The 14,312-nt window shown below is 44.5% G+C and carries 10 protein-coding genes and 1 pseudogene; 3 read left to right on the top strand and 8 right to left on the bottom strand.

All coding sequences use genetic code 11. The features are described 5' to 3' along the window. Positions 1-44: 44 nt before the first annotated feature. Together Q0788_RS01670 and Q0788_RS01665 are read left to right on the top strand one after the other, a co-directional pair. Positions 45-677: an ATP-binding cassette domain-containing protein gene (locus Q0788_RS01670; protein ID WP_298807436.1), complete on the top strand. Its 633-nt coding sequence runs from the start codon at positions 45-47 to the stop codon at positions 675-677. Positions 678-744: 67 nt separating this feature from the next. Continuing rightward, on the top strand, positions 745-1,371 hold the full coding sequence (locus tag Q0788_RS01665) for a CDP-alcohol phosphatidyltransferase family protein (RefSeq protein ID WP_298807435.1): 627 nt from the start codon (positions 745-747) through the stop codon (positions 1,369-1,371). 50 nt (positions 1,372-1,421) lie between these two features. Here the strand turns inward: Q0788_RS01665 and Q0788_RS01660 are convergent, their stop codons facing one another. The 6 genes from Q0788_RS01660 to speB all read right to left on the bottom strand — a co-directional run bounded on the left by Q0788_RS01660 (position 1,422) and on the right by speB (position 10,143). After that, on the bottom strand, positions 1,422-2,033 hold the full coding sequence (locus Q0788_RS01660; protein WP_298807434.1) for a TetR/AcrR family transcriptional regulator: 612 nt from the start codon (positions 2,031-2,033) through the stop codon (positions 1,422-1,424). A gap of 257 nt (positions 2,034-2,290) precedes the next feature. Continuing rightward, positions 2,291-3,829 carry an aldehyde dehydrogenase family protein gene (locus tag Q0788_RS01655; protein WP_298807432.1) on the bottom strand — a complete coding sequence of 513 codons (1,539 nt, stop codon included), beginning with the start codon at positions 3,827-3,829 and terminating at the stop codon, positions 2,291-2,293. A gap of 155 nt (positions 3,830-3,984) precedes the next feature. Then, positions 3,985-5,391, bottom strand: coding sequence for a YjiH family protein (locus Q0788_RS01650; protein WP_298807431.1), 1,407 nt, complete (start codon positions 5,389-5,391; stop codon positions 3,985-3,987). After that, a complete protein-coding gene (gene dld, locus Q0788_RS01645) occupies positions 5,372-7,198 on the bottom strand; it encodes a D-lactate dehydrogenase (RefSeq protein WP_298807430.1) in 1,827 nt (608 codons plus the stop codon). The genes Q0788_RS01650 and dld overlap by 20 nt, the downstream gene beginning before the upstream one ends. A 105-nt stretch (positions 7,199-7,303) precedes the next feature. Next, on the bottom strand, positions 7,304-9,025 hold the full coding sequence (locus Q0788_RS01640; protein WP_298807429.1) for a 5-guanidino-2-oxopentanoate decarboxylase: 1,722 nt from the start codon (positions 9,023-9,025) through the stop codon (positions 7,304-7,306). Between the two features lie 149 nt (positions 9,026-9,174). Beyond that, positions 9,175-10,143 carry an agmatinase gene (gene speB, locus Q0788_RS01635; RefSeq protein WP_057760617.1) on the bottom strand — a complete coding sequence of 323 codons (969 nt, stop codon included), beginning with the start codon at positions 10,141-10,143 and terminating at the stop codon, positions 9,175-9,177. 320 nt (positions 10,144-10,463) lie between these two features. Between speB and Q0788_RS01630 the strand changes: the two genes are divergently transcribed. Continuing rightward, positions 10,464-11,384 (top strand): LysR family transcriptional regulator, encoded by a 921-nt coding sequence (locus Q0788_RS01630; protein WP_298807428.1) that lies wholly within the window; start codon positions 10,464-10,466, stop codon positions 11,382-11,384. Between the two features lie 9 nt (positions 11,385-11,393). Here the strand turns inward: Q0788_RS01630 and Q0788_RS01625 are convergent. Beyond that, positions 11,394-12,145 (bottom strand): annotated as a pseudogene (locus Q0788_RS01625) (IS5 family transposase). Positions 12,146-12,377: 232 nt separating this feature from the next. Next, positions 12,378-14,168, bottom strand: coding sequence for a potassium/proton antiporter (locus Q0788_RS01620; protein WP_298807427.1), 1,791 nt, complete (start codon positions 14,166-14,168; stop codon positions 12,378-12,380). Between the last annotated feature and the right edge of the window lie 144 nt (positions 14,169-14,312).

Raw genomic sequence — 14,312 nt, 5'->3', positions numbered from 1 at the left:
TATTAAAATAATCAGTCTTAAAAAACGCAACCAAAGGGTTCCTGATGCCATCATCTTTACAGATAAAAGACTTACAACTGTTTCGTCAGAATGAGCAGTTATTGAGTATCAATGAAAACATCGCTGGTGGTGACATTTTAACCGTGATGGGGCCTTCTGGCAGTGGTAAGTCCAGCTTACTAAACTGGCTAACAGGCACTTTGGCGAGCGATTTTACCGCGACGGGTACTGTCTGGTTGAACGATGAAAACGTGACTCACCTGCCAGCACATTTGCGCCGTATTGGTGTGTTGTATCAAGATGCCCTGCTGTTTTCGCACCTATCAGTCGCGGGCAACATTGCTTTTGCCATGCCAAAAGGAAATAAAAAACAGCGAGTTGAAAAAATAGCTCAGTCTTTAGCTCAAATAGGATTAGAAGGGATGGGAGATCGTCATCCTGATAACCTATCAGGCGGTCAACAAGCGCGTGTCGCCCTACTACGAACGCTACTGAGTGAGCCCAAAGCGATACTACTTGATGAGCCCTTTAGCAAGCTCGATACCCAGCTGAGAATGGATACGCGGCAATTGGTGTTTGAGCAAATTCGTACTCATAAGCTGCCTGCCATCATGGTCACGCACGATCAAAGCGACGCTGAAGCAGCCAATGGTAAGGTTATTCATGTAGGACAATAGTTTTGGACATCAGAGACAAACACTCAGCCAAAATGACAAAGAAAGCAAAATACAAAAGGCAGCTCGCATGTTAGACAAGTTTATTACGCCCGTGATCAAGCCACTGCTAACTCCAATAGTAGCGACATTGCATAAGCTCGGTATTACGGCTGATCAGCTTACGGTAGCTGGGTTTTTGATTGGTATGTTGGCATTACCACTACTCGCGTTTGAGCTATGGTATGGCGCACTGGCAGCGATAATATTGAATCGTATCTTTGATGGGCTGGATGGCGCAATGGCACGCTATGCACAGCAAAGCTCAAGCGCTGGCGGCTACTTAGATATCACGCTTGATTTTTTGTTTTATGCCGCTGTGCCACTTGGGTTCATTTTGGCCAACCCTGCACAAAATGCTATTGCAGGTGCGTTGTTATTAGCGGCATTTATCGGGACAGGTTCGAGCTTTTTGGCCTTTGCAATTTCTGCAGAAAAATTTAAATTGGACAAGCCGCAGTTTAAATATAAAAGCTTTTACTATCTTAATGGTCTCACCGAAGGCACCGAAACTATTGCTCTTTTTATTGCTCTTTGCATTTGGCCTCAGCATTTTGTGCTACTTGCTGGTATCTTTGCTACTGCCTGCGCTGTTACTATTTTTACTCGTATACATGGTGGGTATCATACCCTCAAGGAGCTCGAATCTACCAAGTAAATATTTGAAGATATACACCATATCAAAACCCAGCCATCATAATCATACCGCTAAGCATTTACCGAATCATCGAGGCGCAGTGCTTCTATAGATAAGGCCATATCTTCAGCAAGGGCGTGTACCGTCGAGCTCTCTATGTCACGCTGGGCAAAGGCACGTAGCCCCATGACTTCTGCCTGTAGACGGCGTCCAAGTCTAACCGGATCAAGCTCACCATCCATCTCACCTACATTCTGCGCTTCTTTAAAGCATTCTATAAAGCGTGTCTCCATACCTGCCAGCAGCATTTCCACCTTGGTTAACGCTGTTTGTTCACGCGCACCAAGCTCTAGTAAGCTTTTGACCAACATACAGGCTCGGCTCGGTAATGCTTTGTCACGAATCCCGCCAAGCTGACGTATATAAGCGGCTAGTCCCAATAAAGGCGTTTCATGATGGCTCAATACTCGCTCAAGCTCGGTCAATCCCAGACGCGCATAGTATTCTAGCGCTTCTTGAAACAAACCTTCTTTATTACCGAAAGCGGCATAAATACTGCCTGGTCGCATATCGAGCGCTTGCTCGATGTCTTTTAGAGAAGTAGCATGAAAGCCCTTTTGCCAAAAAAGCTGTAGCGCACGCTCCAAGGCGTCATGACGGTTGTAAAGTGCGGTGCGTGACATAATGTGCCCCATTTAAAAAGCCGTGACCTCATATAAAAATGGGCACGGCTATAAAACTTGAATGATTGCTCAATTTTATCCTGAATGGGTGCGACAGTAAAGTTAATATAAGAAACGGTCTGGTAAACAAACGTAATGCTAGGGCGCGACCTAGCAATCAGCAATCAGCAATCAGCAATCAGCAATCACTCTACAATAATTCAACAGTCATGCTGATAGCTAGTAAATGGTCTCTACAGTGGCTAGTGATAATCTAGTTAAAAATCCAATTGATCGGTCAGTAATACGTGTTTGCTCTTCTGATAAGCGGACAAACCATCACCGCCCAACTCACGGCCGATACCGCTTTGCTTAAATCCGCCCCATCCTGCTTCTGGCAGTACGATTTGTTGCTCGTTAATCCAGATATGCCCGGCTTTTATTTGTAGCGACATCTCAAGCGCAGCAGTCTCATCGGCGCTCACGATGGTAGCTGCTAGAGCAAACTTGCTATCATTAGCTAGGCGAATAGCCTCTGCATTGTCGATAAAGGTTGTACTGACTAATACAGGGCCAAACACTTCCTCCATCCATAATTGACTGGTCGTTGGCACATTCGTATAGACAGTTGGCGTTACAAAATAGCCAGATACTTCTAACAACTGACCGCCAGTTAAGCAGTCCAGATTTTCAGCTGTCGCAATATCAAAGAATTTCTTAACTTGATTCAGCTGCTGCTCGCTCACCAATGGACCCATTTGCGTCTCTGTCGCAAAACCGTCACCAATTTGCAGACTTTCCGTTTTGACTTTTAATGCCTCAAACAGCTGTTTAGCGATATCTTGATGGACAACCAATCGCGACGTGGCCGAGCATATCTGACCTGCATTGGTAAATATACCGCCAATGATTAAATCGCAAGCGTAATCAATATCAGCATCTGCGAAGACCATAATAGCAGACTTGCCACCCAACTCTAGGCTAATGTCTTTGATGTCTTTTGCTGCTTGGATCATCACCTTTTCGCCGACTACATTACTACCAGTAAAAGACACTTTGTCAATCAGCGGATGACTGGTCATAGCAGTGCCCACTTCAGCAGCACCCGGTAAAATATTAACCACCCCTTTTGGCAAACCTATCTCAGATAGGATATTACCTAGCATAAGCTCTGGTAATAATGTCACCTCAGACGGTTTTAATAGCACGGTACAACCTGCCGCTAGCGCAGGTGCCAGCTTCCAAGAGGTTGTCACCATTGGGAAATTCCAAGGGGTAATCAGCGCACAAATACCCACTGGCGAGTATGTCTTTAACAAACGAATACCCGATTCAAGCGTTGATACCTTAGACCATGTTGCCTGCTCTGTGATGAGATTGGCATAGTAGCGATAGCAGGCAATGGCGTCCCCTACGTCTATCTTCGCCTCTTCAATTGGTTTGCCGTTGTTTAATACAGACAGTCCAACCAACTTATCGAATTGCTGCTCCATAGACTCTGCAATTGCATTTAGATAGCGGGCACGCTCACTTACACTAGTCTGTGACCAGCTAGCAAAGGCTTCATCAGCCGCTTCGACTGCCTGCTCTACATGGGCACTGGTGCACAGACGTGTCGTTGCAATCTCCTCACCTGAATTTGGATCATACAACGCATGGTTATTTCTATTATCAAAGCTTGCATTATTATCGTCAGTCGCGAGGGCTTCAATCGTAACCCAGTCACCATTGATATAAACGGCATTTAATACAACTTCGTTTTGAGCCGTTTGTATGGCAGTTTCTCTGGTTAAATCTGTAGAGTTCAGCATTTCCATAATGGTCAATCGCCTTATATTTTTGATCAAATTGTCTTTATGTGCGTAACGTCCGTAATGTGATTGGCTAAATAGTCGGTTTAACTGCCTACAGAAAAACCGACCATTTGAATATTATCGTCAGGCTAGATGCCTTGTGAATACTAGACACGCCACTAATACAGTAGATGCGCCACTGATGTAATCACTACCAAGCTGATAAGCGTACGAAGTATAAAGATTAAAAATAGCTCTAATACATTTAGCTTAATATTTGATTTCAAAATCAGCGCACCTACTTCAGACATGTAGATAATCTGAGTAATTGAAGCAGCACCAACGATGAAACGTGTCATCTCACTTTCAATGCTTTTGCCGACTAGCGCTGGCAAGTACATATCTGCAAAGCCCATAATCATGGCAGGAGCTGCTTTGGCCGCTTCTGGAATCTGTAACCATTCAAGTACTGGTACAAGCGGTGTCGCAATCCAATTAAAGACAGGCGTGTACTCTGCTAAACCAAGACCAATCGTACCGATAGCGAACGTTACTGGAATTAGTCCCAAATAGATATCAAACAGATTGTGTACGCTACGTTTGAACACTTTACCTAAGCTAGGCATAGAATGTGCGCGAGTGACGGCACGATTGACTGCCCATTGGTACGTTGTATATTCAGCAGGGATGCCTTCATCTAGCATACTTTTGCCCGAATGATACGTATCAGGCTTGAGTGATAATGGTGGTATGCGCGGCATGATAATCGCAGCGATAAAACCGGTTAGCGCAATGGTCAGATAAAAGAAGACAAAGTTATTGTCTACGCCGATGGTTTTGGCAACCACATAGGTAAAGGCGATAGAAGTGACGGAAAATGTGGTCGCGATAATGGCGGCTTCGCGCTGGCTGTAGAAGCTTTTATCATACTCTTGCATAGTGACTAGCAAGCCGATAGACGCGGCACCAAACCAAGAAGACATTGCATCGACAGCAGAACGACCCGGTAGTTTAAAGAGCTTGATAAATACTTTACTGGCTAAAGTACCCAAAAACTCCATCAAGCCGAAATCAGTCAAAAATGGCAGTGATAAAATGGCAAAGAAGAACAACGGAATTAAGACAGGAATCAAATCTTCAAAAATAACACCGCCCGTATTACGATTGATAATAAACTCAGGGCCGACTTGTAGAAAAATCATCCAAACAAACGCCATTCCTAAAAACCGGATAGCAAGCCAAAACCACTCAACATCAAAGAGTTTTTTAGCGATCGAACCTTCATTCAAATTTGGCTTCAATACTTTGACGGCTAACGCACCGATAAAGGATATCGTCACGAGCGCCATCGTGATATAGGTCACCAAACCACCTAAGGCGGATTGTAGCGTATCGGTCAATACACCTAATAAAATTGTGACCTTACCATCCCACTCGAACGGTATGATAAAAAGTGCAATACCCAACGCTGAAAACAATAAAAACTTCCACATTGCCGCACGCCACTGTCCTGCTTTTGGCGTTTCTGGATCGACCGTATTATTCCCTAAAATCGGCTGCTGCGACTTATCCATGTAACTCGTCATTTAATTTCTCCTTAATGGGCGATGATTGCCAGTTTTTCCATTTCTCTGTCTGACCAATACCTGGGTTAAGCGAATTGGTTGGATCCAGTTTTTTATAAAAATAATGTAGCTCAGTTTTAGCAGGATACACATGCCCCACATTGTGTTCGGCAGGATACTCAATATGACGTTGGTCATAAAATGCCAGCAGGTCTTCCTTGAATTGCTTGGCATTGGTCTTAGGTTTCAATAAATAGTCTTGGTGCATGACATGACAGAAAAAATGCCCCAAATAAAAAGTTTTGCTGACTTGTTTTTGTAAATGTTCAGGTAGAGTCTCGTCCCAATCTACGGCATTTCTAGGTAAAGCAATATCGGTCGATAGCAGCTCGCCAAACTTATCTTGATTTAAATTATGATAACGAAACATGGCAGCGGTCGCGGCACTGCGAAATACCAATAACGTTTGCGATTCAAGCTCTGTGCATACATGCAGCGCACCTTGATATTGCTGCATATGATTTTGCAAAAAATCCTGCGCAGCAGCGATATTGTTGCCATCGTTTTTATTAGAATCTTTATTAATGCCATTATCAAAGTCGTTACCAAAACCATCTGCGACTTTTATAATCAAATGGTATTTATATGAGAGCGCCTGCGTACTCAAAGTGGCTGGTAATGACGGCGGCATAAACCTAGATGTCATCTGTAATATCCGATCTGGCAGCGTCTTTGGGAGATGCCACTTATCCAGATAATAGCCAATCTTTGCTTGTAGTCGATACAGCGCCCCTATCTTGCTAGCAGAGAGCTTACGCATACTCAGACAAGTGTCTCGACCATAGTGCATCGTGATGTCGTTATAGTCTTTGTGCATATACTCAGCCAAAACAGGCAGTTTCAACTCGCTTTTTAACCATTGTTTTCTGAGTGTGGACAAGGTATCAGTGTCGTTGGTCGAGAAATAAAATGTTTGCTCGTGTTTGGGCTTGGCAAAGGTCGCTACCCTCACCGCAAATACAATGACCTTGCCAGCTGAGCCAGACGCTTCGTACAGGCCGTTAGGATCATTGTTAAATCTAGCAGGTGTCTCTGCCTCACAATCACGGACTTTGTGTTGATAATGATGGTTGGTACAGACTTTACCATCGCTTGCACTATCTGACGCTTCGCTAAATGTGCCAGCTTGCAGGTTCTCTAACATTTCCTCTGGCTGTGTGCCCAAATCCAGTCCCAAATGATTGATTAACTCAAACGCTCTTGAGGTATTGCGTCTGGCAAATAACGCCATCTCAGTATAGGCAGGTCCACGCTGCATCAACATTCCGCCTGAACTGTTACAGATGCCGCCTATCACCGATGCTCCCACACAACTAGAGCCCAGTACTGAATGCGGCTCACGCCCTAATGGCGCAAGGGTGGACTCTAATTGCTGAAGGGTGGCAGCTGGCAAAGCAACCAGTTCTGCTGCATCATTAAGTAAATGCATACCGGCTAGTAACTGCATAGAGATTACGACTAGTGGACGATCATAATCTCCATTCGGAGTTGAACCACCTGTTAAGCCTGTATTGGCCGCTTGAGCAATGATAATCACATCAAAAGTGGCACAGATATTAATGACGCGCCATAGTGCCACAAGAGAGTGCGGTATCACAACTGCGATGGTCGCGTCTGTGATAGCCTCAATCGCACCTTGCACATAAGATTGCTGTTGGCTAGGTTTTGTCAATACATTGGTCGTACCAACGACAGCAGCAAGCTCTGCCAACAAACGCGGTATTTGCTCATGTCTACTTTCTGACATTTCTCTAGCATTGGGCGTCATGGACGTGCTTCCTTGCGTAACCAGCGTTTGTCATTTTTGTGTCGTTTTTTAGAACTGTGACTATCGGTCTCGTGATTATCCGTGGCATTAGCGCCAGTATTACTATTAACTAAAATAAGTCACTGTCCCAGCCATTTCTTTTAGAAAATCGTCTGCTTCATCAATCTCATAAATGATTGGCTGTTTACCCTTTGTGTCTGTCTTTAATGCGTCTAGCAATTGCTGCTTATCGGTGATTCTGCGATAGCCAGCGCCAAACCCTGCCGCTAGTGGCTCAAAGTTTGGCGTTTTGATATTGACGCCAATTAGTGGTAGACCGCCCTCTTCCATGTAACGACGAATCTCACCGTAGCCTTGGTTGTTCCATAGCAAAACGATCAATGGTAGCTCAAGCTCGGCGGCGCAGATAAGCTCGGCAATCGTGAACTGAATACCACCATCACCCATTAGGCTGACGACAGGTAGATTTGAGCCAACCATAGCTCCGATAGCAGCAGGCAAACCATAACCTAATGTGCCAAAACCTGTCGATGAATTAAACCATTTACGCGTCGCTAAGGCTTCAAGACCAAGGTTACCGCTATAGACAGGCTGCGTTGAATCACCAACGAAAATAACGTCTTCTACCTCATCTCTGATCAGCTTTAGTAATGCATTCTGACCCGCAAAGTCTGTCGTTACGTCCTTCAATATGGCTTCTTTGGCCTCATTTACTCGTGACAGTGCTTGATGATCGAATGTCTGACCTTCTAAGCGACTACATAAACCACTAATCGCCATCTGTGCGTCAGACAGTACCGCAATATCTGCTCTAAATGGACGCTGCAACTGCTGAGCATCACAGTCGATACGTACCAGCGTGCCATTTATCTTAAACTCACCATTAAAGAACACATCATAGTCAGTCTCACCAAGCTCAGTACCAATCGCTAACACCCAATCCGCCTCGGTAATCACGGCTCGGCCTGCGTCTAATGACTGGTTGCTACCCAAACTTAACGGATGACCAGGTGGCAGCAAGCCTTTGGCATTAATCGTCAAAAACGTTGGTGCATCTATCAGCTCAGCCAATCGCTGTGCATCGTGATCGACATCGACGCAGCCGCCCCCATAAAGTATTACAGGATTTTTCGCGGTTTGTAATGACTGCACAATTAGGTCTAATTGCGTAGGATTCGGCAATGGTCTTGTAACCTGTGGTAGGCTCAAACTATTTGTATCGGCTTGGCTATTTGCTACAGCATTTAAACTAGGCGGCTTAGCAACATGACGGGCATCAGCAGTGATGACATCGATAGGTAGCTGAATATGTACTGGCCCCGGACGTGCACCGTTAAATAAGGCAAAAGCTTCTGCGATGACTTTCGGTAGCGATTCAGGTTGCCAAATGGTCTTGCTCGTCAATGCTACTTTGCTAATCATGCCTTGCTGATCATGCAACTCATGTAAATGCCCTTCACCACTACCCGTGTCTTTGACTTTATTGACACTAGAGATGACCAACATCGGTATCGAATCAGCCAATGCCTGCGCCATCGCCGTCATAATGTTGGTCATACCAGGGCCAGTGATGATAAAACACACGCCAATCTTGCCAGAGGCACGGTAGTAACCATCTGCCATAAACCCAGCACCTTGTTCGTGACGCGGCGTCACATGACGGATGTTGGTATTTGGCAGACCGCGATACAGCTCTACCGTGTGTACACCAGGGATACCAAAAACGGTCTCTACACCATAATACTCTAGCCACTGCACCAACAGCTCACCGCAGGTCAGTGATGATGTGTCCGACAAAGAAGAAGGCGTTTGCGTCAATTGGGTCATGGGTCAGTCATCCTAAAAAATTTCGCTGAATATGCAGATAATTATCAATACCTCAAAACAACCTTTGTATTTTTTCTTTCATACCCATTATTAGTCACTAATTACTGGCTGCAAAGGTTGCTCATTATAGAGGTAATCATTGATGGTGATTAGTAAACCGCTTTAACCTTGTCGTCATAGCGTACGCCCGGCAGGATGCATAGCATCTCGAACAATAAGTTCGCCGCCAATACCGAGGTGTTACCAAATGGATCATACGGTGGTGATACTTCGACCAAATCACCGCCCACCACGTCTAGACCACGCATACCTCGAATGATTTCGATACCTTGAGTAGAGGTCAGACCACCGATTTCAGCAGTACCCGTACCTGGGGCAAACGCCGGATCGATACCGTCGATATCGAAGCTCAAGTAAACAGGACCATCTCCTAGCTTTTCGCGTACTTCAGCCATGAGCGGTGTTAGCGACTTATACCAGCACTCTTCAGCAGGTACCACACGGAATCCTTGCTCAGTTGACCAGTCAAACTCTTCAGCGCTATAGCCTGTACCACGTAGACCAATCTGTACCACACGATTGCCATCAATTAGGTTTTCTTCGACAGCGCGGCGGAACGGCGTACCATGCGCGATTTTTTCGCCAAACATATCATCATTGATATCAGCATGAGCATCGATATGCACCATACCGACAGGACCATGTTTTTTGGCAAGTGCACGTAGGATAGGCAACGCGATAGTATGATCGCCGCCTAGTGTTAGAGGAATCGCGCCGTGTTTGACGATTTTATCGGTATAGAATTTTTCGATGATATCAACGCTTTTTAGCAGGTTGAATGTATTGATAGGCACATCGCCGATGTCAGCGACTTGTAATGACTCAAAAGGCGCAGCGCGAGTGGCCACATTGTAAGGACGAATCATTCTTGACTCATCACGAATCTGCCTAGGACCCAATCTTGCACCGCTACGGTTGGATGCACCAATATCTAAAGGTACGCCAACGAACGCCACATCTAACCCTTCAGCATCGGCTTGAGTTGGCAGACGCATCATAGAAGCGAAACCGCCAAATCTTGGCATATCGTTGCCGCTTAATGGTTGATTGAATGTCATAAGTTACTTCCTTGTTCTATTTGGTTTAAGTACACAATTTGCTACATGCCATTGACAATACATAAATATAAGAGCATGAACCATGGTAAAATTCAGAAGCAAACTTCTATTTTTTCGTAGTAAACGAAATTTACATATTATTATCAGAAGTTTTGACAAGCAGAATGTTTTGTTAGGTAATCTTAAAACCTTGATAAAATTAGCTTTTACTTTTTATTTCTTAGTAGATGGTACGAATACATATAGAAAAGTAAGGTTGATGAAAATTACTCAATTCTTATCCATTACTATTTAATTAATTTGATATAGGGTGGCGATCGATGCTAGATGAGCTAATAAAAGTAGATATAAAAACGCTGCGTAGCTTTATGGCTATCGTAGAGTGCCAAGGCGTGACAGCTGCTCAGTCACGCTTGAATGTCACGACTTCTGTCATCAGTGGACATTTGACGCATTTAGAAGACCGCTTAGGCATGACACTGTGTCATCGTGGTCGAGCAGGGTTTAAGCTGACAGAGGACGGCGCAGCAGTATACGAGGCATGTTTGAGCTTTACAGAAGCCGTTGCCAGCTTTCAACATCAATTGCACTACATCCGTCAGTTAGACTCTGTGCGTGGTGGTCATATCAGACTGTGTTTAATCGATCAGATGCCGACGCTTTTTTATGATGCGCTGCGTCAGTGCTTGGCTGCTAGCTACCGTGACAATCCATTGATACACTTTTCTATTGACGTGCAAAGTCCTGAGAGCATGATAGAAAAACTCCTCGGTAACGAGAGTGATATTGGTGTGGGATACTTTGGTAGTTTTCCGCCGCTACTGACCTTTCAACCTGCTTTTATCGAAACACAGGTCGTCTGCTGTGGACGTGAGCATCGCTCGTTTCATGAGCCTGACAAGCTAACATTTGAGGAATTAGAGCAAGACCATCATTGGGTGAAACGAGGCTATATTACTGATGTCAGTATCAATCATATTCGCCCAAAGATACTGAGCGCGACTACCTATCAAATGGAAGCCACCGCGCAGCTTATCCTAGCAGGTCACCATGTTGGTTACTTGCCACGCGATCTAGCAATGCGCTATGAAGAGATGGGACTGATGAAAATACTACTGCCTGATGAGGCAAGCTATGAAGTGAAGCATCACTGGGCATACCGAGAGAATCTGCATAAACATGTGGCAGATTTTTTGAATAAAATGATAAATTTGTTGTCAGAGAATTACTCTAAAGCCTAGGGCGTGTCTTCAATTCATCTTACAATGAACGATAGTACACGCCAGATAAAGCATTGACTTAAAATTACGCGCTAACTTCTCATAGCGAGTAGCGATACTACGAAAATGCTTAAGCCTTGCAAACATATTTTCAACAAGATGACGCAGCTTGTACAAATAGCTATCAAACTCTGGATTAGGCTGTTTGGCATTTTTCCTTTTAGGAACGACAGGTATCATATTATGGCTTCGAGCTTTGTCTCTGATAGACTCTGAGTCATAGCCTTTATCAGCGATAAAGTAATCAGCTTGCCCAATCATTTCAATCAATTCACCTGCAACTTGACTGTCGTGGACTTCACCCCCAGTGATTTTAAAATTGAGCGGATATCCATCGGCATCACAGGATAGGTGTATCTTTGTAGTTGCTCCGCCACGGCTTTGTCCAATTGCTCGTTCTTCACCAAGCCGAGCTCCACTTGCATGCTGATGACAGCGAACATAGCTTCCGTCTGTGAATACCCATTCCGTATCAACTTCTTTTCATAAGCCAAAAAAAAATCCGCCCATAAGCCAGTTTTCGACCAGCGGTTGAAACGACTATAGGCTGTTTTCCACGAACATAATTCTTCAGGTATGTCACGCCAAGGCGCCCCTGTGCGTAGTTTCCACAGTATGGCTTCCATGATCTCTCGGCTGTTTTGAGTTTGATAGCAGCCGTACTTTATCATCGTCGATTGCAATTGATCCCAAAGCGTATCTGTTAATGCTTTTCTTGCCATAACTTGTATTTCTCGCATCGACTCAATAGATGCGGTATTGTAACTATTATTTAGGGCTTATCCAATTGAAGACACGCCCTAATTTATCAGCAGATTTTTCTACTCGGACTCTCAGTGTTTCTTAATCATAGAGTTCTAGTAGCTGGTGCATTGTCTTGAAAGTAATGCCTTTAAAGACAAGGCTTTATCTTACTATTCTGATAATTAGCCATTAAAAATTTGCGACAAAATTTTAGGCGGTCGCTGTTTGGTCTTGGTACTTTAGGCCAATGGTTCTCAGCTTCCCTTTGTCATCGACTTCCTTAATGACCAATGACCATTCATCACTTATCACGACGGTGTCGCCTGACACTGGCGCAGTACCTAAATGCGATTTTACGTACTCAGCTACCGTCTGCTCCCACATATTTTTTGCGCTGTCTTCATCGGACGTTTTGAGTGTTTTTACCAATGTCTCAGACGCCATAATTCCTGTAAAAAACGGCAAGTCTCCAAGCTTGACACTCGGTGATAGCAACCAATCGCCATAGAAATCATCGATAGCTTTGCGATCTAATGTCGTGTCATTAAAAATCTTAGCGATTTTGCTAGCGTGATTACCTCTCATCGCATACCAGACACTATCGCCGAATTTTAGCTTTGTATGCTCATCGACTACTACGATTTGTTGGTTGCGTACTAGCGCAAAGACACTGATTTCATCAGGGTTGATACCTTTGGAGATACCCATAGGGTGACGCCCAATGGCAAATGCGCCTGACTTTGCCTCAAACTCATACAGTGTGATACTGGCCTTATCTGATACCCAAACCTCATGTTCTTCTTTGGGATCTTTATTCGTTGGAATACGTACTTTAAACAGATTTGCCATTGTAGGAATGGTCGTACCTTGCAAAATTAGTGAGAGAACCACGACACCAAAGGCAATATCAAACAGCATAAAGGCGTTATCTATCCCAGCCATGACGGGTAAAATCGCCAAGGTAATAGGCACTGCTCCGCGCAAACCGACCCAAGAAATAAACCCAATTTCTCTGTCTTTAAATTTAAATGGTTTGACGCTGGTATAGACAGCAATAGGACGCGCTACAAAGATCATAAAGAGCGCTATCGCCACTGAATAATGCCAGACATTGAGTACATTTGATGGGGTGACCAATAGCCCTAGCACCACAAAAAGTACCGCCTGAGACAACCAAGCAAAGCTATCCATTACTCGCATGACATGCTCTGTTGAGCGGACCTTATGGTTACCGATTAATACACCAGTGAGATATACCGCCAAGAACCCACTACCGCCAATAAGATTGGTCGCAGCGAATACAGCCAAGCCAGCGGAGAGGATCAAAATGGCATACATCCCTTCTGCCAAATGTACCTTGGGCAATAATCGGGATAAGAAATAACCGAACAATAAGCCCATACCTAGCCCAAAGCTCAGCTGCTGTAGCAATAAAACTAAAAATCCAAATACTGTCTGACCATCAGGATCAACATTTAGGGCAATCAAACCAGTGACTAATAAAATAGCCAAGGGATCGTTGGCACCAGACTCAAGTTCAAGCGTGGCTTGTACACGGTCGTTAAGCTTGACACCGCCATTACGTAATAGAGAAAATACGGCAGCGGCATCGGTAGAGCCGACAATCGCAGCCATCAGCAAACCAAAGCGCCAATCGACATCAAGTAGCCAAGTGACAAATACCCCTAACACCATGACCGTGACCAACACGCCCCACGTGGCCAGCGTAATCGCAGGTTTTAGACCCACTCGAAACGATTTAAAGGACGTACGTAAACCACCATCTAGCAAGATACAGGCTAAGGCGGCCTGCCCAACGAAATTGGCTAGCGCATATTGAGAGAACTCAATACCCAAGATACCCTGCTCGCCTGCCAACATACCCACTATCAAAAACAGCAACAACAATGGTACGCCTAAGCGCGCCGACAATGTACTCGCCATGATACTGGCGAAAATTAATACTGCGCCTACGAGATACAGGATATTTAAGGTATCCATTTTTTTTGAGCCCTACTTTTTATTATTAAGAATAGTAATTGATTGCGATGGGTTTTTCGTTATTTTGCTGTTAGTAGATATTACACCAGTGAGCCTATCATAAGCGGCCGTTATTCAAAATATGAATGACAATTACTTATGATG

Source organism: uncultured Psychrobacter sp., assembly GCF_947500265.1.
Taxonomy (GTDB): Bacteria; Pseudomonadota; Gammaproteobacteria; order Pseudomonadales; family Moraxellaceae; genus Psychrobacter.
The sequence above is the reverse complement of the archived record's forward strand: the minus strand, read 5'-3'. Positions and strand labels throughout refer to the sequence as shown.